At 62.5% G+C, this 25668-nt stretch carries 22 protein-coding genes; 16 read left to right on the top strand and 6 right to left on the bottom strand.

Annotation, left to right across the window (positions count from 1 at the left end):
- Window position 1 precedes the first annotated feature (1 nt).
- Entirely contained in the window at window positions 2–817 is an 816-nt protein-coding gene (gene nadE / locus HX811_RS22175; RefSeq protein WP_177047396.1) for an ammonia-dependent NAD(+) synthetase, read from the top strand.
- On the opposite strand, the gene HX811_RS22170 is transcribed toward nadE, so the two are convergent.
- Both HX811_RS22170 and HX811_RS22165 read right to left on the bottom strand, forming a co-directional pair.
- Entirely contained in the window at window positions 797–2227 is a 1431-nt protein-coding gene (locus HX811_RS22170) for a serine hydrolase (RefSeq protein WP_177047394.1), read from the bottom strand. The two genes, nadE and HX811_RS22170, sit on opposite strands and share 21 nt — an antisense overlap.
- Window positions 2228–2252: 25 nt before the next feature.
- Window positions 2253–3167 carry a LysR substrate-binding domain-containing protein gene (locus tag HX811_RS22165; protein ID WP_003208132.1) on the bottom strand — a complete coding sequence of 305 codons (915 nt, stop codon included), beginning with the start codon at window positions 3165–3167 and terminating at the stop codon, window positions 2253–2255.
- A 389-nt stretch (window positions 3168–3556) separates the two neighbouring features.
- Here HX811_RS22165 and HX811_RS22160 point away from each other — a divergent pair, with 389 nt between their 5' ends.
- From HX811_RS22160 to HX811_RS22120, 9 genes are all read left to right on the top strand, one after another.
- Complete coding sequence (locus tag HX811_RS22160) at window positions 3557–5116, top strand: ABC transporter substrate-binding protein (protein WP_177047392.1); 1560 nt, start codon at window positions 3557–3559, stop codon at window positions 5114–5116.
- 2 nt (window positions 5117–5118) lie between these two features.
- Window positions 5119–6060 carry an ABC transporter permease gene (locus tag HX811_RS22155; protein ID WP_177047390.1) on the top strand — a complete coding sequence of 314 codons (942 nt, stop codon included), beginning with the start codon at window positions 5119–5121 and terminating at the stop codon, window positions 6058–6060.
- A complete protein-coding gene (locus HX811_RS22150; RefSeq protein ID WP_102604802.1) occupies window positions 6057–6935 on the top strand; it encodes an ABC transporter permease in 879 nt (292 codons plus the stop codon). The genes HX811_RS22155 and HX811_RS22150 overlap by 4 nt, the downstream gene beginning before the upstream one ends.
- Window positions 6932–8575, top strand: coding sequence for an ABC transporter ATP-binding protein (locus HX811_RS22145; protein WP_023658920.1), 1644 nt, complete (start codon window positions 6932–6934; stop codon window positions 8573–8575). Before HX811_RS22150 ends, HX811_RS22145 begins: the two co-directional genes overlap by 4 nt.
- Before the next feature lie 112 nt (window positions 8576–8687).
- On the top strand, window positions 8688–9941 hold the full coding sequence (locus HX811_RS22140; RefSeq protein ID WP_008437109.1) for an OprD family porin: 1254 nt from the start codon (window positions 8688–8690) through the stop codon (window positions 9939–9941).
- A 207-nt stretch (window positions 9942–10148) separates the two neighbouring features.
- Window positions 10149–11267: a succinylglutamate desuccinylase/aspartoacylase family protein gene (locus tag HX811_RS22135; RefSeq protein ID WP_177047387.1), complete on the top strand. Its 1119-nt coding sequence runs from the start codon at window positions 10149–10151 to the stop codon at window positions 11265–11267.
- A 166-nt stretch (window positions 11268–11433) separates the two neighbouring features.
- Window positions 11434–12627, top strand: a complete 1194-nt coding sequence (gene rocD / locus HX811_RS22130) for an ornithine--oxo-acid transaminase (protein WP_087694138.1) — start codon at window positions 11434–11436, stop codon at window positions 12625–12627.
- On the top strand, window positions 12624–15275 hold the full coding sequence (acnA, locus tag HX811_RS22125) for an aconitate hydratase AcnA (RefSeq protein WP_177047385.1): 2652 nt from the start codon (window positions 12624–12626) through the stop codon (window positions 15273–15275). The genes rocD and acnA overlap by 4 nt, the downstream gene beginning before the upstream one ends.
- Window positions 15268–15981 (top strand): transporter substrate-binding domain-containing protein, encoded by a 714-nt coding sequence (locus HX811_RS22120; RefSeq protein WP_177047383.1) that lies wholly within the window; start codon window positions 15268–15270, stop codon window positions 15979–15981. The genes acnA and HX811_RS22120 overlap by 8 nt, the downstream gene beginning before the upstream one ends.
- Here the strand turns inward: HX811_RS22120 and HX811_RS22115 are convergent.
- On the bottom strand, window positions 15978–16340 hold the full coding sequence (locus HX811_RS22115; RefSeq protein WP_032899596.1) for an NUDIX hydrolase: 363 nt from the start codon (window positions 16338–16340) through the stop codon (window positions 15978–15980). The two genes, HX811_RS22120 and HX811_RS22115, sit on opposite strands and share 4 nt — an antisense overlap.
- Window positions 16341–16481: 141 nt before the next feature.
- Between HX811_RS22115 and HX811_RS22110 the strand changes: the two genes are divergently transcribed.
- Complete coding sequence (locus HX811_RS22110) at window positions 16482–17462, top strand: Gfo/Idh/MocA family protein (protein ID WP_177047381.1); 981 nt, start codon at window positions 16482–16484, stop codon at window positions 17460–17462.
- Window positions 17463–17498: 36 nt separating this feature from the next.
- Window positions 17499–18137, top strand: coding sequence for a ribonuclease T2 (locus HX811_RS22105; protein WP_003214647.1), 639 nt, complete (start codon window positions 17499–17501; stop codon window positions 18135–18137).
- A 6-nt stretch (window positions 18138–18143) separates the two neighbouring features.
- Here HX811_RS22105 and HX811_RS22100 read toward each other — a convergent pair whose 3' ends face one another.
- The 3 genes from HX811_RS22100 to HX811_RS22090 are packed head-to-tail and all read right to left on the bottom strand — an operon-like array spanning window position 18144 to window position 21433.
- Window positions 18144–18986 (bottom strand): metal-dependent hydrolase, encoded by an 843-nt coding sequence (locus HX811_RS22100; RefSeq protein ID WP_003214649.1) that lies wholly within the window; start codon window positions 18984–18986, stop codon window positions 18144–18146.
- A 15-nt stretch (window positions 18987–19001) separates the two neighbouring features.
- Window positions 19002–19901: an SDR family oxidoreductase gene (locus HX811_RS22095; protein ID WP_177047379.1), complete on the bottom strand. Its 900-nt coding sequence runs from the start codon at window positions 19899–19901 to the stop codon at window positions 19002–19004.
- Window positions 19898–21433, bottom strand: a complete 1536-nt coding sequence (locus HX811_RS22090) for an NAD(P)/FAD-dependent oxidoreductase (protein ID WP_177047377.1) — start codon at window positions 21431–21433, stop codon at window positions 19898–19900. Before HX811_RS22090 ends, HX811_RS22095 begins: the two co-directional genes overlap by 4 nt.
- A gap of 303 nt (window positions 21434–21736) precedes the next feature.
- On the opposite strand from HX811_RS22090, the gene HX811_RS22085 reads away from it, so the two are divergent.
- From HX811_RS22085 to praB, 4 genes are all read left to right on the top strand, one after another.
- Entirely contained in the window at window positions 21737–22735 is a 999-nt protein-coding gene (locus tag HX811_RS22085) for an alpha/beta fold hydrolase (RefSeq protein ID WP_177047375.1), read from the top strand.
- Window positions 22736–23053: 318 nt separating this feature from the next.
- A complete protein-coding gene (locus HX811_RS22080; RefSeq protein WP_087694132.1) occupies window positions 23054–24334 on the top strand; it encodes an alkane 1-monooxygenase in 1281 nt (426 codons plus the stop codon).
- Window positions 24335–24480: 146 nt separating this feature from the next.
- A complete protein-coding gene (gene praA / locus HX811_RS22075; RefSeq protein ID WP_008437144.1) occupies window positions 24481–24975 on the top strand; it encodes an alkane oxidation protein activator PraA in 495 nt (164 codons plus the stop codon).
- A 132-nt stretch (window positions 24976–25107) separates the two neighbouring features.
- On the top strand, window positions 25108–25605 hold the full coding sequence (gene praB / locus HX811_RS22070) for an alkane oxidation protein activator PraB (RefSeq protein WP_177019416.1): 498 nt from the start codon (window positions 25108–25110) through the stop codon (window positions 25603–25605).
- Window positions 25606–25668: the final 63 nt, after the last annotated feature.

Here is a 25668-nt window from a genome sequence, read left to right as displayed (position 1 = left end):
CATGGACACTCAGGCACGTATCGCACAAGAACTGAAGATCAACCGGCTGCTCGGCAAGGGAGGCGAGGGCGCTGAGCTGCAACGGCGCATCGACTTCATCAAGGGCACCTTGCGCCAGTCCGGCTGCCATGCGCTGGTGCTGGGCATCAGCGGCGGTGTCGACTCACTGACCGCCGGGCGCCTGTGCCAACTGGCAGTGGAACAACTGCGCAACGAGGGCTACGAGGCGCGGTTTATTGCCATGCGCCTGCCCTATAAAATCCAGGCGGACGAGCGCGACGCCCAGGCTTCCCTGGACTTTATCGCACCGGACCGGATCGAGACGCTGAACATCGCCGCCTGCGTCGACGGGCTGATGGGCAGCCTGTCTGCCGCGCAAGCCAGCGCCGAACGCATCGACTTTATCAAGGGCAACGTCAAGGCCCGGGCGCGGATGATGGCGCAGTACGCCGTGGCGAACCTGCACAACGGCCTGGTGGTGGGCACCGACCATGGCGCGGAGGCGCTGATGGGGTTTTTCACCAAGTTCGGTGACGGCGCCTGCGACCTGGCGCCGCTCTCAGGGCTGACCAAGACCCAGGTGCGCCTGCTGGCCAGCGCCCTTGGCGGGCCACGGCAGTTGGTGGCCAAGGCACCGACCGCCGACCTGGAAGAACTGGCACCGGGCAAGCCGGATGAGTTGGCGTATGGCTGCAGCTATGACGAGATCGACCGCTACCTGATCGGCGAGGCAGTGAGTGAGCGGGTGAGGGCGATTGTCGAGAGCGCCTACCTCAAGACCGCCCACAAGCGAGCATTACCGGCTGTTCCCGACTAAGACTTCCTGTTCCTTCCCGGCACTGTTGACGTTGACCGTACGCGCCACACTCACGCGGTCACCGTCAAACCCGCACACTACCCGATCGCGAAACGCGGTTTGCGGGTAGATCCAGGTCATCTCCAGCGTCCTGGTATCCAGCCAGCGCGCGCCGGCAACGATCTGCGCATCCTTGAACTCATAACCGTGGTGCAACGCCCGGCCCGGCATGTTGGTGGTGCCGGCGATCCAGTGATCAATCCCCACCTCTAGGGCATGAGTCGCCTTGCTGTCGGTCAGTTGGAAGCGCAGTACATTGCCTTCGACGGCGAACGCCAATTGCTGCACATCCAGCCCGTTGGGCTCTACCTGATACACGCCCGTGAAATCTCTCGGCCCTGCACACGCTGAAAGCAACTCAGGCCGCTGTGCCATGCTCGCCAGACGTTGCTGCAACCGTGAATCCGCTTCGGGTTTGACCGTGCAATCATCGCCAAACGCCGCCGGAAAATGCCGCTCGACAAACGGAATCAGCTCCGCCGAATTCTTCATCCCGCCGATCACCACCAGCGTTGCACCGTACTCGCGGAACACCATCGCCATCTGCACAAACACCCCGACAGCGCTGAAGGCGTGTGCCGGTTTCATCATCCAGTGATAACCGTAGCGGCTGTCCGGCCCGCCTTGTGGTCGGGTGGCCGCTGCAACCCAGGCCGCCGGTAGAACCTGCTTGCCATCCCACACGCCGCCTTGTGCATGCAGCACACCCAGCTTGAGCATGGCCGAGGTCGGCGCCTTCAAGCCATTGCCGCCGGGATTCACGCCATCGGGGCCGATGTCCCAGCTTTCATTATGGATATCCAGCGGTACAAACAGCCGGGGCTTGAGGTACGCGTGCAAGGTTTGCCCGGTGACCTTGTTGATCAGCGCCGAGAGCATGTAGCTGGCCGCACTCGTATAGACGTAGGTGGTGCCCGGTGCATAGGCCAGCGGTATCTTGAAGAACTCGGCAATCCAGCTGGTCTCGATACCCCGCCACACTGAACCCGAGGTATTGGCGGCGTGGCCGGTGCGCATGGTCAGCAGGTGTTCTACGGTCATGTCCGCCAGGCGCGGGTCGGCATCCATCGGCACACACTCCGGAAAGAACGCCACCAGCCGGTCATCCAGGTTCAGCAAGCCTTCATCCACGGCCAGGCCAATGGCGCAGGCGGTGAAGCTCTTGGCCACCGAGTGCAATACCCGCGGCTCGTTGGGGTCCACCGGCCAGCTCCAGCCTTCGGCGACCACGTGGCCGTGGCGGTGCAGCATCAGGCCTTGCAGGTCGAGGCCGGCCGCTTTCACTTCATCGAGAAAGGCAATCAGGTGCTCGGGATCAACGCCGACGCTGCTGGCGCTGGCGCGGGACAAACCATCGTAGGACATGGGCATAAACAGGCTCGTAGGGGGAGGGAAATCAACGGCTGCGGTGCACCAGCCGCGAATAGGAAATCAGCATGCTGGTCAGTTCCTGGCTGACGCTGGTGAGCGGCGACGAACGGCGGCTGATCAGGCATACATCGCGGGTCGCCAGCGGTTCTTCGATGGCGATGGTGGTCAGGGCGCTGGAGAACAGCTTCATCCCCGGCAGCATGCGCGGTTCGATGGTCAGGTAATCGGTTTCCGATACGATGTGCAGGGTTTCCAGCAACGAATCAGTGGTGATCGCAATCTTTGGCGGCGCCAGGCCCTGGGTACGGAACAGCTCGATCAAGCGGTTCTCCGCGCCGCCCACTACGCCGGCCGGGCGTACGCTGATCCACTGGCAGTCGGTGAGGGCTTGCACGGATTTTGCGTGGGCCTGCGGGTGGCCCTTGCGCGCAATGATGCCGGCGTTTGAGCTGTAGAGGCGGTCGATGGCCAGGTCGATATCGGCCACGTTGGGCGCCAGCGGGCACAAGACGAAATCCAGGCGGCCATCGCGGACTTTTTCCACCAGGCCCTTGGTGGTGCCGCTAGCCACGTGCACCTGCATGCGCGGGAAGCGCTGGGTGAAGTTGCTCAGTACCGGCAGCAGCAATTCGGCCAAGGGTTCGGAGGTGACGCCCAGGGCGATATGGCCTTCGGGCTCGCCTTTCCAGGGTTGCAGATCGAGCAGGGCACGTTCGCAGTCGAGAGTGATGGAACGGGCACGGGCCAGGAACACCTCGCCGGCCGGGGTCAGGTTGATGCCTTGGTTGGAGCGTTGCAGCAACACCACCCCGAGTTCCTTTTCGAGGGTCTGGATTGACTGGGTCAATGTGCTTTGGGCCACATCCAACTGGCGTGCGGCCGAGCGGAAGCTGCCTTTTTCAACCACGGAGCAGAACGCGCGAAGATGGGTGAGGGTCATGACGGTGGGCTCGCTCAGTGCTGCATTTAAACCATTGAATGCCAGCCAGCTTATCTGATGACTATAGGTGAGCACAGATCGGTCTGGATGATCGCGATCATTATTTCTGATCAAGAAAACCCCATCTTTTCCAGCTCAAGGCCCTGATTTCTCGGTACGGTAACGCCAGGGCAACTCACGGATGGTTGATGATCGGATAAACCGAGCCCGATCACTCGGAGCGTTCTTCTCAAGTTGATTGGGTGGCGAATAAGATCGGTCCAGGAACATTCGCAAACCGTAATCAGCGACTAAAACAACAACAACTATTCAGGTGTTCGGCCGTGCCTCTTTTTGGGTCCTGCCAGCGTCCGAACCCAAGCGTAAGGATCATTCAAGGTGCATTTATCATGAACAAGACTTTATTCCTGGCTGGCGCCTTGTCCGCCGCGCTGGTGGGCACTGCCCACGCCGAGAATCTATTGAAAGTCGCGTTGAACGCCGACATTCGCAGCACCGAGCCAGGCGTCAACCGTGACACCAATTCCGACGCCGTCATCTTGCACATTACCGAAGGACTGGTGGCCTTCCGTGAAGATGCCACCGTCGGCCCGCTGCTGGCCAAGGACGTGCAGGTGTCCGACGACGGCCTGCGCTACACCTTCCACCTGCGCAACGGGGTCAAGTTCCAGAACGGTGCGCCACTGACCTCCGCCGAAGTGCTGTGGACCTGGAAACACTACCTCGACCCGAAAACCCAATGGCGCTGCGCCCCTGAGTTCGACGGCCATGGCGGCGCGAAAATCGTCGACATGAGCGCCCCGGACCCACTCACCGTGGTGTTTACCCTGGACAAGCCCAACGGCCTGTTCCTCACCAGCACCGCGCTGCCGGAATGCGGTGGCAGCGGCATCCTGCACCCCGACTCGGTGGTCGACGGCCAGTGGAAAGCCCCCATCGGCACCGGCCCGTTCCGCCTGGGCGAGTGGAAGCCCGGCCAATACATCGACCTGCTGCGCAACGCCAACTACACCCCGCGGGACGAGAAAGAGCCGGATGGCTACACCGGCAATAAAAACACGACCCTCGACCGCGTGCGCCTGCTGGTGATCCCGGACCCGGCGGCGGCCAAGGCGGCCTTGCTGTCGAAGAACGTCGACCTGCTGATTGACGTCACGCCGCTGGACGCCACCGAACTGGCTGCCAACCCCGGCATCAAGGTCACCTCCAGCGGCACCATGTCGGTCAACGCGTTGCTGTTCCAGACCCGCGACCCCTTGCTCAAAGATGTGCGCCTGCGCCAGGCCATCGCCCATTCGCTGGACGCCGCACAAATCGTCGCCGCCCTGACCGGTGGCCGTTCCCAGGCCAACAATTCGATGGTCGCCAGTGGCAGCCACTACCACCAGGCAATCGAGAACCAGGGCTTCGATTTCGACCCGGCCAAGACCGCCCAACTGCTGCGGGAAGCTGGCTATAAAGGCCAGCCAATCAAACTGATCGTCAACAAGCGCTACGCCGCGATCTTCGACATGGGCGTGTTCGTGCAAGCCATGGCCAAGGCCAGCGGCATCAACCTGGAACTGGAAACCCTGGAGTGGGGCACCCAGCTGGAGCGCTACCAGACCGGCAACTACCAGATGATGGCGTTCCCGTATTCCGAACGCCTTGACCCGGCCCTGAGTTTCGACTCGATGACCGGCGACAAGGACAAGGAAGCGCGCAAGGTCTGGGACAACCCCCAGGCCCAGGAATGGCTGCGTGAAGCCCAGCGCGAAGGCGATATCAGCAAGCGCCAGGCGCTGTTCGACCAACTGCATCAGCAGATGCTCAAGGACGTGCCGATGATCCCGATGTACAACGGCAATGCCATCGCCGCCAGCCGTGATTACGTCAAAGGCCTGCGCACCTGGCCGGTGTCCAAGCCGCGCCTGTGGACCGTCAGCGTGCCTGCGACCGGGAGTAACTGAGGATGTTGCGTTTCATCTTTCAACGGCTGGCGATGTCGATCCCGACCTTGCTGCTGATCTCGCTGATGGTGTTCGCGATCATCCGCCTGGTGCCCGGTGATCCGGCGCTGCTGATGCTCGGCGACATGGCCGATGCCCACAGCCTGGAGGTCGCCCGTGCGTCCCTGGGCCTGGACCAGCCGCTGCCGCTGCAGTTTGTGGTCTGGCTCAAGGCGGTGCTCAGCGGCGACCTCGGGCATTCCATCACCACCAATGAAGCGGTGTTGCCGCTGATCCTTGACCGCTTCCAGGTGAGTGCCGGGATCGTGCTGGTCTCGGTGTTGCTCGCGGCGTTGATTGCGGTACCGGCAGGCTTGCTCTCGGCGTGGAAACAGAACAGTTCCCTGGACTTTGGCGTGGTCTCCACCGCGACCCTGTTGCTGTCGATCCCGAGTTTCTGGCTGGGCCTGCTGTTGCTCTACGCGTTCGGCATCAAGCTCGGCTGGCTGCCGGTAGTGGGTTACGTGTCGTTCGGCCAATCGCCGTGGCAGGCCTTGAGTTTTATCGTGCTGCCGATTGTCACGCTGACGTTGGTGGAACTCGGCGCGATCACCCGCATGGCGCGGGCCAGTGCAATTGAAGTGCTGCGCCTGGAATACATCACCCATGCCCGCGCCAAGGGTTTGTCGGAGCGGGCGGTGTTGTGGCGCCATGCGCTGCGCAACTCGTTTGCACCGACCCTGACCCTGATCGGCCTGATCCTCGGCAACCTGCTCAGCGGCATCGCGGTGCTCGAAACCGTGTTCACCCTGCCAGGTATCGGCCGGCTGATGGTCGACGCCATCTACGCCCGGGACTACCCCGTGCTGCAAGGCTGCCTGCTGCTGGTGACCTTTGTTTATGTGCTGGTCAACCTGTTGGTGGACCTGCTGTACCCGCTCTTCGACCCCAGGGTTAAGTTATGAATAAGCCTCTACCTGCCGCACCCGAGGTGCTGTTGCCGGCACCGGCGCGTGCCCCCAGGGCCTGGCGTATGCCGCCGCTGAACGCGCTGATCGGCGCGCTGCTGCTGGCCTTGTTGTTGATCATGGCCTTGCTGGGCCTGGTCTGGACGCCCCATGACCCGTTGGCCTTGAACCTGCTGGCGCGCTTGCAGGCGCCCACCGCCGCGCACTGGCTGGGCACTGACGAGTACGGTCGCGACGTGCTGAGCCGCCTGATGATCGGCGCGCACACCAGCCTGTGGGTGAGTGTGTTGACGGTGACGCTGGCGATCACCGCCGGCACGGTACTGGGCCTGCTGGCCGGGTTCCTGCGGGGCTGGGTCGACCGGGGCTTGATGATGGTCAACGATGCATTGCTGGCGTTTCCCGGGATCCTGCTGGCCCTGGGCTTGATGGCGATCATCGGCCCGAGCCTGTACGGCATCGTGTTTGCCTTGAGCCTGGCCTACACACCGTCGGTGGTGCGGGTGGTGCGCGGCACGGTGTTGTCGTTGCGCGAGAAAGAGTTTGTCGAAGCCTCGCGGGTGATCGGTAACTCCGAGCTGTACACCATGCTGCGGCACATCGCGCCGAACTGCGTGGCGCCGGTGTGCGTGCTGGCCACCAGTATGTTCGGCTGGGCGATCCTGGCGGAAAGCTCCCTGAGTTTCCTCGGCCTGGGCGTCCCGCCGCCGGCCGCCACCTGGGGCAACATGCTCGCCGCCAGCCGGCCGTATATCGCCACGGCCAGCTGGCTGGGGCTGTTTCCCGGTGTCTGCATCGCCATGGCGTTGCTGGCGTTCAACCTGTGTGGCGATGCCTTGCGCGATCGTCTCGACCCGCGGATGAGTAAATGACCATGACTGACATCCTTCTGGCAGTCGACAAGCTGAAAATCCGCGTGGGGGCCAACGGCCCGCTGGCGGTCAACGACCTGAGCTTCACCATCGCCCCCGGCGAAATCGTGGCGCTGGTGGGCGAGTCCGGCAGCGGCAAGACCATGGCCGCCCGCGCCGCCATCGGCCTGCTGCCACCGCCGCTTGAGCAATGCAGCGGCCAGGTGCGTTTCCAGGGCCATGACCTGGGCAGCCTTGCGCCGGAGCAATTGCGCCAGTTGCGCGGGGCGAAGATCGGCATGGTGTTCCAGGAACCCATGGTGTCCCTCAACCCGTCCATGAGCATCGGCGAGCAAATGGCCGAGGGCCTGCGCCTGCACACCAGGCTGAGCGATGCGCAGATCCGCGAGCGCAGCCTGGAGATGCTCGGGCATATCGGCATCAAGGACGCCGAGCGTTGCCTGGCGGCGTTTCCCCACGAGTTCTCCGGCGGCATGCGCCAGCGCATCATGCTCGCCTCGGTGATGCTGCTGCGCCCGGCCTTGCTGATTGCCGACGAGCCCACCACGGCCCTGGATTGCCTGGCGCAACTGGACGTGTTGAAACTGATGCTCGACCTTACGCGCGAGCAGGGCACGGCGATCCTGTTTATCAGCCACGACCTGTCGCTGGTGGCGCGCTACGCCGACAAAGTGGTGGTGATGCGCGAAGGCCGCGCGGTGGAGCAGGGCACCATCGAGCAGATCCTGCTGGCGCCCAAGGCCGAGTACACCCGGCAACTGCTCGAGGCCCTGCCGCGGCGCGGCACCCTGGCAGCCTTGCCCAAGGCGGACCGGCCGTTGCTGACGGTCAAGGACGTGTGCATCGAGCACCCGGGGCCGCGCAGCCTGTGGGGCCGCAGCCAGTTCAAGCGGGTGGTGCATTCGGCAAACCTGTCCATCGCCCCGGGGGAAACCCTGGCGCTGGTGGGCGGCAGCGGCTCGGGCAAGACCACCCTCGGCCGGGCGATTGTCGGCCTGAACAGCCCGTGTTCCGGTGCCATCGAGTTTGAGGGCGTGGATATTCTCAAGGCTGGCAACCGTGACCATCGCCTGCAATGCCAGATGATTTTCCAGGACCCGTATTCGTCCCTCGACCCGCGCATGAAGATTGGCGACATCCTCGCCGAACCCCTGCGCCATGTGCCCGGCATGACGCCCGCGCAGCGTCGTGAGCGGGTGGCGAAAACCCTGGTGGACATCGGCCTGGCGGAACAGTTTGTCGACCGCTTCCCGCACCAGTTGTCCGGTGGCCAGCGTCAACGGGTGGCCATTGGCCGGGCGCTGGTGCGGCACCCGCGACTGGTGATTGCCGATGAGCCGATCTCGGCGTTGGACATGACCATCCAGAAGCAGATTCTTGAGCTGTTCGAGCGCCTGCAGGCGCAGTACGGCTTTGCCTGCCTGTTCATCTCCCACGACCTGGCGGCGGTGGAACGCATCGCCCACCGGGTGGCGGTGATGAGCGAGGGCAGGGTGGTGGAAATGGGTGCCCGCGACGAGATCTTCGACCGCCCGCAGCACCCCTATACCCGCAAGCTGCTGGCCGCCGCCAGCCCCTTGGAGAAACTTGAAAACGGTGGCTACCGCATCCGCCAGGGCCCCGTACCGCTAGCGCTGTAACCCAGGACTGACGTCACCCGCCGCGCAAATCGCCGATTTGCGCGAACGGCGAAGCCATGCCCGAAGAACAATAAAAACACCAACCCCCACCCCACTGCCAGGAGCTAAAAAAATGAAAAAATCCCTGACTCAACTCATCACCGGCGTCGGCGTTGTCAGCAGCGGGCTGGTCCCGTCACTGGCCCATGCAGACTTCATCAAGGACAGCAGCGGTACGCTGGACTTGAAGAACTACTACTTCAACCGTGACTACCGCGAGGCCGCTTCCCAGTCGATGCGTGCCGAGTGGGCCCAAGGTTTTATCCTCGGTATCAAGTCCGGTTTCACCGAAGGCACCGTGGGCTTCGGCCTGGACCTGACCGGCATGCTGGGGGTGAAACTCGACTCCAGCCCGGGGCTGTCCGGCACCGGTTTGCTGCAGCGTGACAGCGACAAGAATGTCTCCGACGAGTACTCCAAGCTTGGGGTGACCGCCAAGGCCCGCTTCGCCAAAAGCGAGCTGCGTGTGGGCTACCTGGTGCCGGACCTTCCGATCCTGCAACCCAACACCAGCCGTCTGTTTCCGCAGTCCTTCAGCGGCACCCAGCTGGTGTCCAACGATATCAGCAACCTGAAAATCACCCTCGGGCAGATCGACCAGGCCAAGGACCGTGACTCCACCAACTACGAAGACATGAAGCTGACCACGGTGAGCAAGGTCTACAAGAGCACCGCCCTGAGCGACCAGTTCCGCTTTGCCGGTGGCGACTACTCGCTGACCCCCAACACCTTGCTCAGCTACCACTTCGCGGCGCTGGACAGCATCTACCAGCAGCAATACGTGGGCTTCAAGAACAACTTCGGCCTGGGGCCGGGCACGCTGAAAACCGACGTGCGCTACTTCAAGTCGGACAAGGACGGCGCGGGCCTGGCGGGCAAGGTCGACAACAGCGCCTTGAGCAGCCGCCTGACCTACCAGTACGGCGGCCACAGCATCGGCGGCGGCTTCCAGCAGCAATACGGCACCACGCCGTTTACCTACCTGGACGGCTCCATCACCTACCTGTTCACCGAGTACCAGTTCAGCAACTTCACCCAAACCAGGGAGCGAGCCTGGCACGCCCGCTACGACTACAACTTCGCCGATCTCGGCTTGCCCGGCCTGTTGTTTGGGATCAAGTACGCCAAGGGTGATTCGGCTGAAGTGCTCGGCTTCAACCGCGAAGGCCGCGAGTGGGAGCGCGACCTGGACCTGGGCTACGTGGTGCAGAACGGGCCCTTCAAGGGCGTGTCGATGCGCTGGCGCAATGCGCTGAGCAAAGGCAACTACTTCAACGACGTTAACGAGAACCGCGTGATGCTGGGTTACACCCTGGCGCTCTGGTAACCACCCACTGTGGGAGCGGGCTTGCCCGCGATGGCGGTGGGTCAGTCACGGAATAGGCTGGCTGACCCACCGCCATCGCAGGCAAGCCAGCTCCCACACTGATCGGATTACCAGATCAAGATAGTGTGGGCCGCCCTTACAGACGATCACGCCGGCTCGTTAATATTTCTTCAGCGTTCATCACTCGAATATCGAGATTTCCGGTTTATGAAACTTAAATCACACCCCTTGCTGCAAGCGACACAAGGCACCCACAGGCACGTGGACAGTGAGCATTACGGTGCAATGGGTGCAAGTCGAAAAATCTATATCCAGGCGGCGCTGCATGCCGACGAAACCCCGGCGCTGCTGGTGGCCGCGCACCTGCGCCGGCAATTGGCAGAACTGGAAAATGCCAACCGGCTGAATGCGCAAATCGTGCTGGTGGCCGTGGCCAACCCCACCGGGCTGAGCCAATACATCATGGGCGCGCCCAGCGGGCGTTTCGAACTGGGCAGCGGGCGTAATTACAACCGGGGCTTTCCGGTGCCGTACCAGGCAATCGCCGACAGGATCGAGCACCTGCTGGGCCAGGACATCGACGCCAACCGCCAACTGATCCGCCAGGCCTGGGGCGAATGTCTGCTGGACGCGGCGCCGCTGGACGAATTCCAGTCGCTGCAACGCACCCTGATGCTGCTGGCCCACGATGCCGACATCGTGCTGGACCTGCACTGCTCCCGCGAAGCGGCGATGCATGTGTACACCGGCGAGGCAGTGTGGGCGACCGTGGAGCCGCTGGCGCGCTACATCGGCTCTGAAGCCTCGTTGCTGGCCACCGATTCCCAGGCCAACTCGTTCGATGAGGCGCTGTACCTGCTGTGGGTCAACCTGCGTGAGCGGTTTGGCGATCGGTTTCCGATTCCGGACAGCAGCGTGGCGGTGACCGTCGAGCATCGTGGCCAGCGGGATGTGTCCTATGAACTGGCAGAACATGACGCCACGGCGATCATTGATTACCTGACCCACCTGGGCGCGGTTGAAGGCGCGCCACGGCCATTGCCGGCCCTGCGCAACCCGGCGACGCCGTTGGCCGGCAGCGAACAGTTTTATGCGCCGTGCGCCGGGGTGCTGGTACACCGGGCGGCGGTGGGCAGTCGCATCGAGGCCGGGCAGGCGTTGTTCGATATCGTTGATCCCCACAGTGGGCAGGCCACCACGGTTTGCAGCCACAACACCGGCGTGTTGTACATGCGCCGTGACGTGCGCTTTGTGAAGCCGGGGGATCCGCTGGGCCGGGTGTCCGGTGCCACGCCGATTCGCAGCGGCAAGCTACTCAGCGCCTGATTTGCCAGCTATGGAATACGGTCAAAATGTGGGAGCGGGCTTGCTCGCGAATGCGGAGGGTCAGCCAACATCTCCGGCGACTGACCCTCCGCATTCGCGAGCAAGCCCGCTCCCACATTGGGTCTTTGTTGTTCATTCATTATTTATTCGGCAGGACATCCCCACCATGCACCCCAACCCGGCAATCACCCTCGAAAACCAATTCTGCGCCCACAACTATTCCCCCTTGCCGGTGGTGATCGTCAAGGGCGAGGGCGTCTGGGCCATTGGCGATGATGACAAGCGCTACCTGGACATGATGTCGGCCTATTCCGCCGTCAGCCACGGCCATGTCCACCCGCGCATCCGCGCCGCCGCCGTGGCGCAGATCGACAAGATCAGCGTGGTGTCCCGGGCGTTCTACAGCGAACCCTTGGGCAACTTCCTCAAGACCTTGTGCCGCATCACGGGCTTCGACTCGGCCCTGCCGATGAACAGTGGCGCCGAAGCTGTGGAAACCGCGATCAAGGCGGCGCGACGCTGGGGCTACCGGATCAAAGGCATCCCGGCCAATCAGGCCAACATCGTGGTGGCCGACAACAATTTCCACGGCCGCACCTCGACCATCGTCGGCTTCTCGTCGGAGGCGGACTACAAGGCCGACTTCGGCCCATTCTGCAACGGTTTTACCGAGGCGCGCTTCGGTGACATCGAGAGTTTCCGCCAGGCCATTACCGCCGACACCTGCGCGGTGCTGATCGAGCCGATCCAGGGCGAGGCCGGCATTCGCGTGCCGCCCGCAGGTTTCCTGCGGGAACTGCGCCAGCTGTGCGACCAGACCAACACCTTGCTGATCCTCGATGAGATCCAGTCCGGCCTGGGCCGTACCGGCAAGTGGTTCGCCTTCCAGCACGAAGGCATTCGCCCCGATGCATTGATCCTCGGCAAAGCCCTGGGCGGCGGGATCATGCCGGTGTCGGCGTTCGTCGCTGATCATTCGATCATGGACCTGTTCGACGCCGGCAGCCACGGCTCGACCTTCGGCGGCAACCCGTTGGCGGCGGCCATTGGCCTGGAAGCGTTGAAGGTGCTGGAAGAGGAGGGCTTGATCGATAACAGCGCGCAACTGGGCCACTACCTGGTGGAGCGCCTGAAGGCCATGCACTCGCCGGCCATCCGCGAGATTCGCGGGCGTGGCTTGTGGGTCGGCGTGGAACTGGACCGCGATGCGCGGCCCATCTGCGAAGCGCTGCTGGCCGAAGGGCTGCTGACCAAGGAAACCCACGAAAACGTACTGCGCATCGCACCGCCGTTGTCCATTACCCGCGAAGAACTGGACTGGGGCCTTGAGCGTATCGAACGGGTATTCAAACAGCTATGAGTGAGTATCTCAGTCACCTCGACATCGACGGCCAGCGCTTTGCCTGGATCGACCTGCACCAGTTGCTGACCCCGGCGCAACTGCAGCGCCTGCCGTATTCCGTGCGCATTCTCCTGGAAAACATTGCCCGCTGTGCCCCGGCTTCATTGCCACAGGTAGCGGCGCGGGCCATCGGCGAAGGGCCGGATTGCGAGGTGCCGTTCCAGCCCAACCGGCTGATGTTCCACGACACCACGTGCCTGCCGGCCCTGGCGGATTTCGCCGGCATGCGCGATGTGGTGGCCGAACTGGGCGGTGATCCACGGGCGGTGAACCCCTCGATCCCGGCGGTGCTGACCATCGACCATTCGGTGATCGTCGAGCACTACGCCGAGGCGGGCGCGGTGGATGCCAACCTGGACATCGATTTTCGCCGCAACAGCGAGCGCTACCGTTTTATCAAGTGGGCCCAGGCCAGCCTGGATAATTTCAAGGTGATCCCGCCGGGCACCGGGATCATCCACCAGATGAACATGGAGTCCATCGCCCAGGTGGTGTGGGAAAGCGCGCCGCGCAACGGCCACGTGCTGTTGCACCCCGACTGCATGGTCGCCACCGACAGCCACACGCCGATGATCAATGCCATCGGCGTGCTGGGCTGGGGCGTTGGCGGGCTGGAAGGGCAGGCGGCGATGCTCGGCGAACCGGTGCCGATTCCTTATCCGCAGGTGGTGGGCATTCGCGTCACCAATGCGTTGCGCGACGGCGTGACGGCCACTGACCTGGCACTGACGGTGACTGAACTGCTGCGCCGGCGCAGCATGGTCGGCAAGTTTGTCGAGTTCACCGGGCCGGGCCTGGCGTCCCTGAGTTGGGCGGCGCGGGGCACCGTGGCGAACATGGCGCCGGAATACGGTGCCACCGTGGTGTTTTTCCCGTTTGATGACGAGACGCTGGCGTACCTGACCCTGAGTGCGCGCCCGCAGGCCTTGATCAACAAGGTCTCGGCCTACATGTCGGCGCAATCTCTGTGGCGCCGGGACGACGACCCCGAGCCGGTGTTCGATGAGTTGATCGAGCTGGATCTGGCGCAGGTTGAACCGAGTGTCGCCGGCCCGCATCAGCCCCATCAGCGCCAGTCCCTGGCCCACGCCGGGGCGTCGTTTCATCAGCATGTAAGCGCGCAAAAGCAGGATTTCTTCGAGCCGTCATTCCAGGTGCCGATCACCCATGGCGCGGTGGTGATGTCGGCCATCACCAGTTGCACCAACACCGCCAACCCGGCGCAGATGATCCAGGCCGGGCTCTTCGCCCGCAACGCCCGCGCCCGTGGGCTGACGCGCAAACCGTGGGTCAAGACGTCGCTGTCGCCAGGCTCACGGGTGGTGGCCGATTACCTGGAAGCCGCCGGCTTGCTGGAGGATTTCGCCGAGCTGGGTTTCGACCTGGCGGGCTTTGGCTGCATGACCTGCATCGGTAATTCCGGCAGCCTCGAACGCCATGTCGAGACCTTCGCCGAGCAGGGCTTGAAAGGCGTGGTGGTGCTCTCGGGCAACCGCAATTTCGAAGGTCGGGTCAACCCGAAAGTCCCTGCCGGCTACCTTGCCTCGCCCGCGTTGTGCGTGGCCTATGCGATTGCCGGCAGCATCGACACTGACCTGTCGGCCCAACCGCTGGCGATGGATGCCCACGGCCAGCCGGTGTTCCTGCATGAGTTGATGCCCAGCGAAGCCGAGGTGGCCGCGCAAGTGGCGGCGGTGGTGCGCCCGGCGCTGTTTCACCAGCGCCAGGCACTGCTGTGGCAAGGCACTCACCATTGGCAGGCGCTGGAAGCCGACGCCAGCGTGCAGTTTGCCTGGCACCCGGCCTCCACTTACCTGCGCCGCCCGCAGTACCTTGCCGGGGTAACGCCGGTGCCGGCCGCGTCCTTGGCCATCAGCAACGCCCGGGCTTTGGTGGTGCTGGGGGATAACATCACCACCGACCATATCTCCCCGGCGGGCACGATTCCGGCCGACAGCCTGGCCGGGCATTGGCTGCGGGAGCGCGGTGAAGCGCTGGCGGACCTCAACCAGTATTCGACCCGGCGCAGCAACCACGAAGTGATGGTGCGCGGCGCGTTTACCAACCCGCGCCTGAACAATCTGCTGTCCTGCGACCAGCCCCCGCGCCAGGGCGTCTGGGCCTGGAATGCCGACCGCAGCGACTACCTGCCGCTGTACCTCGCCGCGCAAAGCTACGCCGGTACACCCACCGTGTTGTTCGCCGGGATCAACTACGGTGCCGGCTCCAGCCGCGACTGGGCAGCGAAGGTCCTGACCCTGCTGGGGATCAAGGTGGTGGTGGCCCGCAGCATCGAGCGAATCCATCGCAGTAACCTGATCGGCATGGGCGTGTTGCCGCTGGTGTTCGACGAAGGCGCATCGGTGCAGGACTTGAACCTCGACGGCAGTGAGTCCCTGAGCTTCCTCGGCCTGGACGCGTTGCAGGTCGGCGAGAACCCGATCACCTTGCAGATTGACCGCGCCACCGGTGAGACCACGCGTACCCCCCTGACCTTGCGCCTCGACTCGTTGCAGGAGGTTGGTTACCTTGAACACGGCGGCGTCTTGCCCTTCGTCATTCGCAAGACCGTGCAAAGAACCGTTCAAGGAGCGCGTAATGATTGACCCGCAGGTACTGCAACAACTGGCCCCCGAGGGTGTGCTCAGGGCTGCCATCAACTTTGGCAACCCGGTGCTGGCCCAGCGCGGCGAGGACGGCCAGCCCCAGGGCGTGTCGGTGGCGCTGGCCAGGGCCCTGGCCGATGAGTTGGCGGTCGGCCTTGAGTTGATCACTTTTGATGCGGCGGGCAAGGTCTTCGCCGCGCTGGGCGATGACCGCTGGCGCGTGGCATTCCTGGCGATCGAACCGGTGCGCGAGCAGGAAATCGCCTTCAGCGCGCCCTACGTGATCATCAAGGGTACGTACCTGGTGGCGGTGGATTCACCCCTGGGCAGCGTGTCCCAACTCGATGCTCCGGGCCAACGCATCGCTGTCGGCCAGGGTGCCGCGTATGACCTGTACCTGAGCCGCACGGTGCAGCATGCCGAACTGGTACGCAAGCCGACCTCGGCGGCTGCCGTGGACCTGTTTATCGAGCAAGGCCTGAACGCTGCGGCCGGGGTTCGGGATTACCTGCGAACCCGGCTGGATGAGCGCTGGCGCCTGCTGGAGGATGACTTCATGAGTATCAGCCAGGCGGTCGCAGTACCGGTAGCGCACGCAGCCGCTGCCGCGTTCGTCAAATCCTTTGTCGAACGGCAGAAAGCCAATGGTCTGGTAAGACAGGCGTTGTTGCGCAGTGGGCAAAGCCCGGAACTGGCGGCGCCTTAGAGACGGCGCAGGAAGGATTTGACGATTTGCTGGGTGGCCTGGGTGGTATCCAGGTCTTCCAGGCGTGTGTAGGGATGCCACTGGCATTCCTTGATTTCGCTCAGTGGCCGGGCTTCGTCGATATTCACCACCGACGCCTCGAACACATGGTGCAGGGTGTCGCTGGCCTTCAGCTCCTGCAATAACAGCAAACCGTCCACGTTCAGCCCGGTTTCCTCTTCCAGTTCTCGTGCGGCAGCGCCTGCCGGGCGCTCATGGCGCTCGACCTTGCCGCCGGGCAATGCCCATTTCGAGCGGGCTTTACGCACGAACAGGATGTGCCCGTCGTGCTCGCAAATCACCGTGGCCCTTATTTTCATCGTCTGTGCCCCCGCAGCTGGATGATTGTCATAAAAGTGTAATGCAATTGTCATGCTCAGTCTTTATCCGGCAGGGTGGAGAGGGGGCCGGAAAACACCGATACTGCCCCATCGAAAAAAACTCACCTGAAGGAGATGCAGATGAACACCGTACGCTGGGGCATGATCGGCTGTGGCAGTGTCACTGAACTCAAGAGTGGACCCGCCTTCTACAAAGCGCCAGGTTCTGCGCTGGTGGCCGTGATGGGGCGGCGCGAGGAGGCCGTGCGCGATTATGCGGCACGCCACGGCATTGCCCGTTTCTACACTGACGCCCAGGCGCTGATCGACGACCCGGAAGTGGACGCGGTCTACATCGCCACACCGCCCGACAGCCACCTCGAATACAGCCTGATGGTGGCCGCTGCCGGCAAGCATTGCTGCGTCGAGAAGCCCATGTCCCTGAATGCCGAGCAAAGCGCGCTGATGCAGCGCACCTTCGAACAGGCCGGGCTGCACCTGTTTGTCTCCTATTACCGGCGTTCCCTGCCACGCTTCCAGCAGGTGCGGGACTGGCTGCAGGACGGGCGCATCGGCGAATTGCGTCATCTGACCTGGACCCTGTGCAAGCCGCCTTCGGAAGACGATGCCAGCAGTGCCAACTGGCGCACCGACCCGGCGATTGCCGGCGGCGGGTATTTTGCCGACCTGGCCAGCCACGGTTTTGACCTGTTCCAGTACCTGGTCGGGGATATCGTCGAGGTGGCCGGGTTTACCGCGCGCCAGGCGGGGCGCTATGCCGCCGAAGATGCCGTCACCGCCTGCTGGACGTTCGCCTCGGGCGCGCTGGGCATGGGCTGCTGGAACTTTGTCGCCGACCGGCGCGAAGACCGGGTGGAGATGATCGGCAGCAAGGGCCGCATCACGTTTTCGGTGTTCGATGAGGCGCCGTTGCGGCTTGAGGGCGAGACCAGCGAGGTGCTGGAGGTGCCCAACCATGCACATATCCAGTGGCATCACGTGCTGGGGATGAATGCGCATATTCGCGGCGAGAGCAAACACCCGGCACTGGCGATCGAGGCGTTGAAGACCGACCGGGTCATGGACCGGGTGCTACAACGTAACCCCAACCTGGCGGTCTAGCGGTGCTTTAATTTTGTCTTTTTAAGGAATGAACGGATGAAAATGAAAGCAGCCTGGATTGTGCTTTGCCTGGCGTTGGCCGGGGCCGCGACAGCAGCGCCACGGGCCCAGGGGCAGGCCGGGGAGTTTGACTTTTATGTGTTGTCGCTGTCCTGGTCGCCGACCTTCTGCCTGACGCACCCGGACGACCAGCAGTGTTCGGGCAAGGGCTACGGGTTTGTCCTGCATGGGCTGTGGCCGCAGTACGCGAAGGGCGGCTGGCCGGCTTCGTGTGAGCCGCAGTCGCGCTTGTCGGATGCAGACTTCGCCCGGGGCAGAACGCTGTTCCCGTCGCCCAAACTGCTCAGGCATGAATGGGCCAAGCACGGCACCTGCAGCGGCCTTGAGGCGTCGGCTTACCTGGACAAGACCGATGCAGCGCTCAGCGTGGTCAAGATCCCGCAGCAGCTTGAGCCCTTCAATGTCCGAAGCGGCCTGGGCGCGCGGGACATCGAAGCGCTGTTTCGCGAGAGCAACCCGGCCATGGGCAACCATGGCCTTGCGGTGATCTGCAAGGGTGCCGTGCTGACCGAGGTGCGGGTGTGCCTGACCAAGGACCTGGCGTTTGCCGGCTGCCCGCGCAGCGTCAAGAGCCAGTGCCGGGATGGCGATATTCGGATCCCGACCCAGCGCTAAGCGGACTCAGGCGGGCCCATAACCTTTATGGGCCTGCTCGATCTCCTCCACCAGGCGGTCAATACCCGCCAGGCGTGCCCGGTTGTCGTGGTCCCAGGGATGGAACCCGGGCTTGAAGTAATGCAACCAGGGCAGCGCCATGCGCGGGAACACGCCCTTGGGCCCGTACAGAAACTTGAGCATCCGCCAGAAGCCCTTCAAATGCCCGCCCGAACGCCGGTCGGCAAACAACAGGCGCAGGTGAAAGTCCAGGATCGTCAGCCAGAACAGCCCCGTGGTGATGAGCATGGTGGAAGTGCGCAGCAGATAACGCTTGGGCCCGGGCTTGATCACGCTGTTCCACACATCAAACGCCACCGCCTTGTGCTCGGTTTCTTCCAGGGCATGCCAGTACCACATCTGCTGGTAACCCTTGACCGAATCCCCGAACCGCGACGGGTCGCTGAGGAGGATTTCCGCGAGCATCGCGGTGTAGTGCTCCAGGGCAATGGTCACCGCCAGGTTGAAGGAGGCGGGCAGGTATTTCTTTTGCGCGTCGAGGATCATCTTCAGCCGACGGTCGAGGGTATTCGCCGGCAGCCCTGCGGCTTGCAGCAGGTCGTTGTAGGCCACGTGCTCGCGGCTGTGCATGGCTTCCTGGCCGATGAAGCCCTGGATTTCTTTCTTCAGCTCCGGGTCTTCGATGCGCTGGCGGTAGTGACGCACGCTGTCCATGAAGAACAGTTCGCCCTGGGGAAACAACAACGACAGTGCGTTGAAAAAGTGGGTAATGAACGGGCCTTGTTCATGCCAGTCCTTGATGCGTTCGGCCGGCAGGGCAAAACGGAGGTCGCGGCGAATCGGCAGCATGGTCGGTACTCCAGTTCAGAGACGGTGCTCTTCGTTGGTTTCAAGGACGGGCGAGGGCGCACTGCGTTGCTTGGGCGCCATGCGTTTGCTGGCCAACACCACCAGCGCTTGATAGGCGGCAGGCAGGCAGCGCGCGAGCAGGTCCAGAAAATAGGCGTCGCGGCCAATCAGCACGCGGCGTTTGTTTTTGCGTACGCCTTGCAGGATCACTTTGGCGGCCTGGTCGGCGTCGGTGATGAACAGCTTTTCGAAGTCGGCCCGGGCCTGCTGTTCGCTGTGAATCAGGAAGCCGGTCATGTTGGCGTCGATCCGGCTGCTGCGGCAGATGTCGGTGCGGATCCCGCCAGGGTGCACGCAGGTGGCCGAGACCCCGCTTTTTTGCAGGTCGAGTTCCTGGCGCAAGGACTCGGTAAAACCACGCACGGCGAACTTGGTGGCGTTGTAGCCGCTCATGCCCGGCTGGGCGAACAGGCCGAACACGCTGGAAGTGTTGACCACATGCCCATCGCCGCTGGCCTTGAGGTACGGCAAAAAGGCCTTGGTGCCGTACACCACGCCCCAGAAGTTGATCCCGACGATCCATTCCAGGTCGGTGTAGTCCACGCCTTCGACGGTGCTCGACAGCGCGACGCCGGCGTTGTTGAAGATCAGGTTGATCTGGCCATGTTCGGCGGCGCATCGGGCGGCCCAGTCTTCCACGGCCTGGCGCTCGGAAACGTCCAGCACCTGCGAGGTGACCAGCACCGGTGCAAGCACCTGGGCCTTGATCAGTGCGACAGTCTGCTCCAGGCCCTGGCTGTTTTTATCCGCCAGCGCCAGGTGGCAGCCTTCACGCGCCAACGCCAGGGCCAACGCGCGGCCCATGCCGGAAGCGGCGCCGGTAATGGCCGCCACGCGGCCGTTGAATGACTTCATGACAGGCTCCCTTCTGCGGTGGTGTGGGGCGTTGCGGCCGGGCGCGCGGTGGACGGTATCGGCACCAGGCTGGCGACGTAGTCCTTGAGGGCAAAATGCCGGGTGACCTGCTTGAAACGCCAGGTGGAGCCGGGCCACAGCGTGGTGTTCTTGCCGGTGCGAGGGTCGAGGTACCAGCTCTTGCAGCCGCCGGTGGACCAGATGGTGCCGTTGAGTTTTTCCTGCAGCCTGGCGTTGTAGGCCAGTTCCACCGTTGGCTTGACGTCCACCGTGGCGATGCGATGACGCTGCATTTGCTGCAGGGCATCGAGGATGTAGGTGACCTGGGCCTCGATCATCAGAATCATCGAGTTATGCCCCAGCCCGGTGTTGGGGCCGACGATCAGGAACAGGTTCGGATAACCCGGCACCGTGGTGCCCAGGTAGGCGTGGGCGCCGTCTTGCCAGGTGTCCATCAGGTCGATGCCGTGGCGCCCGATGATGCAGTTGCGGGGCAGCGGATCGGTGGCCTGGAAGCCGGTGCCGAAGATGAGGCAGTCAGCCGGGTGCTTGATGCCGTCGGCGGTGATCACCCCGTCCGCCTCGATGCGCAGCACGTTGTCGGTTACCACCTGCACATTGCTGCGGGACAGGGCCGGGTAGTAGTCGTTGGAGATCAGCACGCGCTTGCAGCCGATGGTGTAGTCCGGCGTCAGGGTCTTGCGCAGGGAAGGGCGGGCCACTTGTTTGTGCAGGTGGCGCACGGCGATTTTCTGCACCATTTTCATCAGGCGCGGGTGCAGGGCAAAGCCCACCACGCGACCTTCCAGTGCCCAATAGAACGCGCCGCGTACCAGGCGCTGGGTGAACGGCAGGTGCTTGAAGGCCCAGCGCTCGAAGCGTGAAATCGGCCGGTCGGGCTTGGGCATGATCCACGGCGGGGTGCGCTGGAACAGGTCCAGGTGGGCCACCTGCGGCGCAATCTGCGGCACGAACTGAATGGCACTGGCGCCGGTGCCGATCACCGCCACGCGCTTGCCCTTCAATGAATACTCGTGGTCCCACTGCTGGGAGTGGAAGCGCTTGCCCTTGAAGCTGTCCAGGCCCGGAATATCCGGCAGTGCCGGGCGCGACAGGCCGCCCATTCCCGACACCAGCACCCGCGCACTGACCTGGCGGCCATTGCTGAAGCTCAGGCTCCAGCGCTGTTGCGCCTCATCAAATACCGCCTTCTCCAGGCCCATGCCAAAGCGCAGGAACGGCGCCAGTTCGAAGCGCCGGGCGCACTGCTCCAGGTAGGCGCGAATCTCCGCCTGTGGCGCAAATTGCCGGGTCCAGTCCGGGTTGGGCGCAAAGGAAAACGAATAGACATGGGATTGCACGTCGCAGGCGCAACCGGGGTAGTGGTTGTCCCGCCAGGTGCCGCCGAGAGCATCGGCCTGTTCGGCAATAAAGAAGTCGTGGAACCCGGCTTCCTTGAGTTTGATCGCCATGCACAGCCCGGCAAATCCGGAACCGATGATGGCGATGTCGATGGTGTCATGGGCATTCATAGGCTGTCCCTCGTGGGCCGGTGGCGCCTTACGGGTGTCGACATCGGATGTGCTCCTTGTTTTTGTTTTGGCTTTTTAGATAGAACACCATTGCAAAGGAAAATTGAATTATTTATTTTAAAAAAGATTTTAAATAATCTACCTGAAAATATCGTCTAGGCTACGACCCAGTTCCTCATGTGCGACTTATCCGACGGACGAGAGCTTGTACGCACACAGTTAAGGTCCAGGGTGGACGATGGCTGAGGCCTTGACCAATACCGGTCGGGCCGCCAGCAACGCAGGGATGCAGAGGACCGAGCTATGGCTGTCGAGTGGGTTGTCGCTGCGGGTGTGTGTGTAGGGTTAAGCGTAGTGTTGTGGGCCTTCAGTGCCCGGATGACACGGCGAATAGAGGCTGCTGTTCCGATCAACGGGCGCTTTCTGGAGATCAACGGCGAGCGCTTTCATTATGTAGACGAGGGCAAGGGCCCACCGCTGGTGATGATCCACGGGCTGATGGGCAGCAGTCGCAACTTGACGTACGCCTTGTCTGCCCAATTGCGTGAGCACTTTCGAGTGATCACCGTGGATCGTCCGGGGTCGGGTTATTCCACCCGGCATTCCGGCACGGCCGCGGACCTGCCTGGCCAGGCCCGGCAAGTCGCCAGCTTTATCCAGACGCTGGACCTGGATAAGCCGCTGGTGCTGGGGCATTCCCTCGGCGGGGCGATTTCCCTGGCCCTGGCCCTGGACCATCCCCACGCGGTGTCCGGATTGATCCTGGTGGCGCCCCTGACCCATCCCCAGCGCCTGCTGCCGCTGGTGTTTATGTCGTTGGCGATACGCCCGGGATGGCTGCGACGCTTTATGTCGCACACCCTGACCATGCCGATCGGATTGCTGACCAAAGGCTCGGTGGTCAAGGGCGTGTTTGCCCCCGACCCGGCCCCGGAAGACTTCGCCACCCGTGGCGGCGGCTTGTTGGGCATGCGGCCGGAGAACTTCTATGCCGCCTCCACCGAGATCAACCTGGTCAACGATTTCCTGCCGGACATGGTCAAGCGCTACCCGCAGCTGACGTTGCCGATCGGGCTGATTTATGGCGCGCAGGACAAGGTGCTGGATTTCCGCAAACACGGGCAGGCCCTGGCCAGCCTGGTGCCGGGCCTGAAGCTGCAGCTGGTGGAAGGGCGCGGGCATATGTTGCCGATCACGGCCACCGAGCGTGTCGCGGCGGTGGTCGAGCAGATAGCCAAGCGCGTCCGGCCGCCGGAAAGCGCCACGGTGTTGCACCCGCCGTTTGCGTTGGCGAGTAAATAATTGTGCGACTGAACTCGCGGTTCGAACTCGTCAATGCTTGCCCTAGACACCTGACCAAACGGCTGAAAAAGAGACTGCCCGGTCACGTTCAAAAGGGTTCAAGAAACTAGTTGACGACCTAACGATTCCGCGCTATTTATTTAAAAAAATTATTTCAATGTCTAATTTGAAACAATTTTTGAAATGCCTAAGAGCGAATAAAATAATGAAAAAAACGCCTTTTATCGCATGGTTGAATTCTCGGGGCAGTCACCGCTCCGTGTACCTGTCCAGTGTTGATTTTTGCTCCCTGCCTACCTGCCTCGTGCGGAGGCTGCCATGAATCAGACCCTGGCTGCCCCGAACGTCTGGACCGACGGCAAGCGCCACCTGTGGTGGCTCGGCATCATGCCCCTGGCAACCCCAATTCTCTCTGGCGCCCTGGCCATCACTACCGGCGTGCAACAACTGTGGTGGGTCGGTGTGCTGGTGATCTTCGGCCTGATCCCGCTGATCGACGGCCTGCTGGGTGAAGACGTCAGCAACCCGCCCGAGTCCGCCGTCAGCAACCTCGAATCCCAAAGCTACTACCGCTGGATCGTCTACACCGGCGTGCTGTTTGTCATCTCATCCCTGGTGGTCACCGGGTGGCTGGCCGCAGGCGGTATCGACTGGATTATCAATGGCGGCCTGTTGCATGCCACCGCCACCCTGGACCCGTCGAGCTGGCTGGCGAAAACCGCCGCGTTCATCACCGCGCGCACCGAGCTGCATGGCGAGGTGAGCTGGTTCACCTACCTGGGCATGGCAATGTCCACTGGCGCCGCCACCGGCATCGCCATCAACACCGCCCATGAGCTGGGGCACAAGCCGCGCCTGCTGGAAGTCGTGCTGGCCAAGATCACCCTGGCGCCGACCTTCTACGGGCACTTCTACACCGAACACAACCGTGGCCACCACGTGCGCGTCGCCACCCCGGAGGACCCGGCCAGTTCGCGGTTGGGGGAGAGCTTCTGGGCCTTCCTGCCGCGCTCGGTATGGTTCAGCGCCCGCTCGGCGTGGAACCTGGAACGTGAACGCCTGCGCAAACTCGGCCTGCCGGCCTGGCACTGGAAGAACGCCGTACTCAGCGCCTGGATGTACAGCGTGGTGTTGTGGGGCGCGATGATTGCCTGGCTGGGCGCGGCAGTGATTCCATTCCTGATCATCCAGGGCATCTACGGTTTCTCGCTGCTGGAAGTGGTGAACTATGTCGAGCACTACGGCCTGAAACGCCAGAAGTTGCCCAACGGTCGTTATGAGCGTTGCTCGCCACGGCATTCCTGGAACAGTAATCGGATTGTCACCAATATCTTTCTGTTCCAACTGCAGCGGCACTCCGACCATCACGCCAACCCAACCAGAAGTTATCAGTCACTGCGTCATTTTGATGAATCGCCGCAACTCCCATACGGTTATGCCAGCATGATTGTCTGGGCGTATGTGCCGTACTTGTGGCGACGACGCATGGATCACCGGGTACTTAATCATTACGCCGGGGATATTACCCTGACCAATCTTCAACCTTCACAGCGTTTGAAGTACCTGGAGAAGTACAGCAACACCACCAGACCCTTCTAACGAAAGCAGTCAGTTGTAGGGCGTACTCGGGATCTGTGCATCGCGCAGGTTTTCATCGCCCAGGCTTTACCGGTTTCGAGTACGGCTTAGTTGCAAGACAGTTGTTTGACCCGAACAAAAATAAAATTAAGGGAAGGACGTACACCATGCAAACCCCTGCCAAGTTCACCACGCACATTGTATTGGCTGCCCTGGGCCTGATCGTTTACCACCAGGCCCAGGCCGCCCGTATCGAACCCGCCGGCAGCGCGTTTACTGCCCAGGGCCCCATCAGCTTTTCCAAAGGCGCGTTGATCAGCGCGGATTGCACCATCAAGGTCGCCGGCAAAGTGGCGGCGGATGGCTCGTCGGTGAATGTCGACAAAGTTGAATTCGACGGCGGGCTCAAGTGCAGCCGGGTCGAAGCCATCAACTTGCCGTGGGTATTGGTGGCTAAAGATACCAGGAGCGGCTCGATGTCGAAGATCGCCGTGGATGTGCATGCCTTTGGTTTGGGCGGCAAGTGCGGGCCTTCTACTGCCGATGGAACCTGGGATAACGCCACCGGCAAGCTGGAAGCGTCGAATGTGCCTATCGGCGAAGACTGCAAGATCAAGACGGTGTCGATCAAGATGCCGCCGAGTTTCAAAGTTGTTGAGTAACAGTGGGATGTTACAGCGGTAATTGAATTGAGATTTGGCTGGAAAGGGAAGTTCTGCTTGTTTCACCGTGACCTCTCGATCATGGCCATTACCCCGGCGAAATGATTCGCCATAACATGTGAGGAAAAAACAATGAAAAGCCTTAAAACCCTCGTTTGTGTAACTTCGTTTGCTCTGTGCTTCGGCGCTGCTTCGATGGCCACCGCGGCGACTATTGGCCCGGTAAATACAAACTTCACCACCCCTGGCGGTACCATCACGGTTAAGTCTCCTTCTTCGCTACAGGCGCCGGTTACTTGCACTATTAACTTCGCCGGGAAGGTAAATGCCAACGGTACAGCCTCGATTACTAACGCAACTGTTTCGGGTTCGAGCCCACTGTGCAGCCTGCCGAAAATGAAATTCCCTGCAGGCGGCTGGCTGTTAACTGCCACCAGTACTTCTGCCGGTAATGTGCAAAGCGTGGGTTATACCATCGACTCTGCGATCGACACCGACTGCGGGCCTAGCACTATTCAGGTCGGTTGGACGGGTACTGCCTTGACTGCAACCAACCAGGCTCTGGCGCCTAATTGCACTGTGACCAATCTGTTGGTGACACCAACTCCTGCACTGACCATTACGCCATAAGAGTTACCGGAACACCGGGCTGATCACCCGCAAAAAGGCAGGCGCCTGAATAAGGCGCCTGTC

The organism is Pseudomonas sp. F8002, from assembly GCF_013385495.1.
Lineage (GTDB): Bacteria > Pseudomonadota > Gammaproteobacteria > Pseudomonadales > Pseudomonadaceae > Aquipseudomonas.
This window is presented reverse-complemented; position numbering and strand designations above follow the sequence as displayed.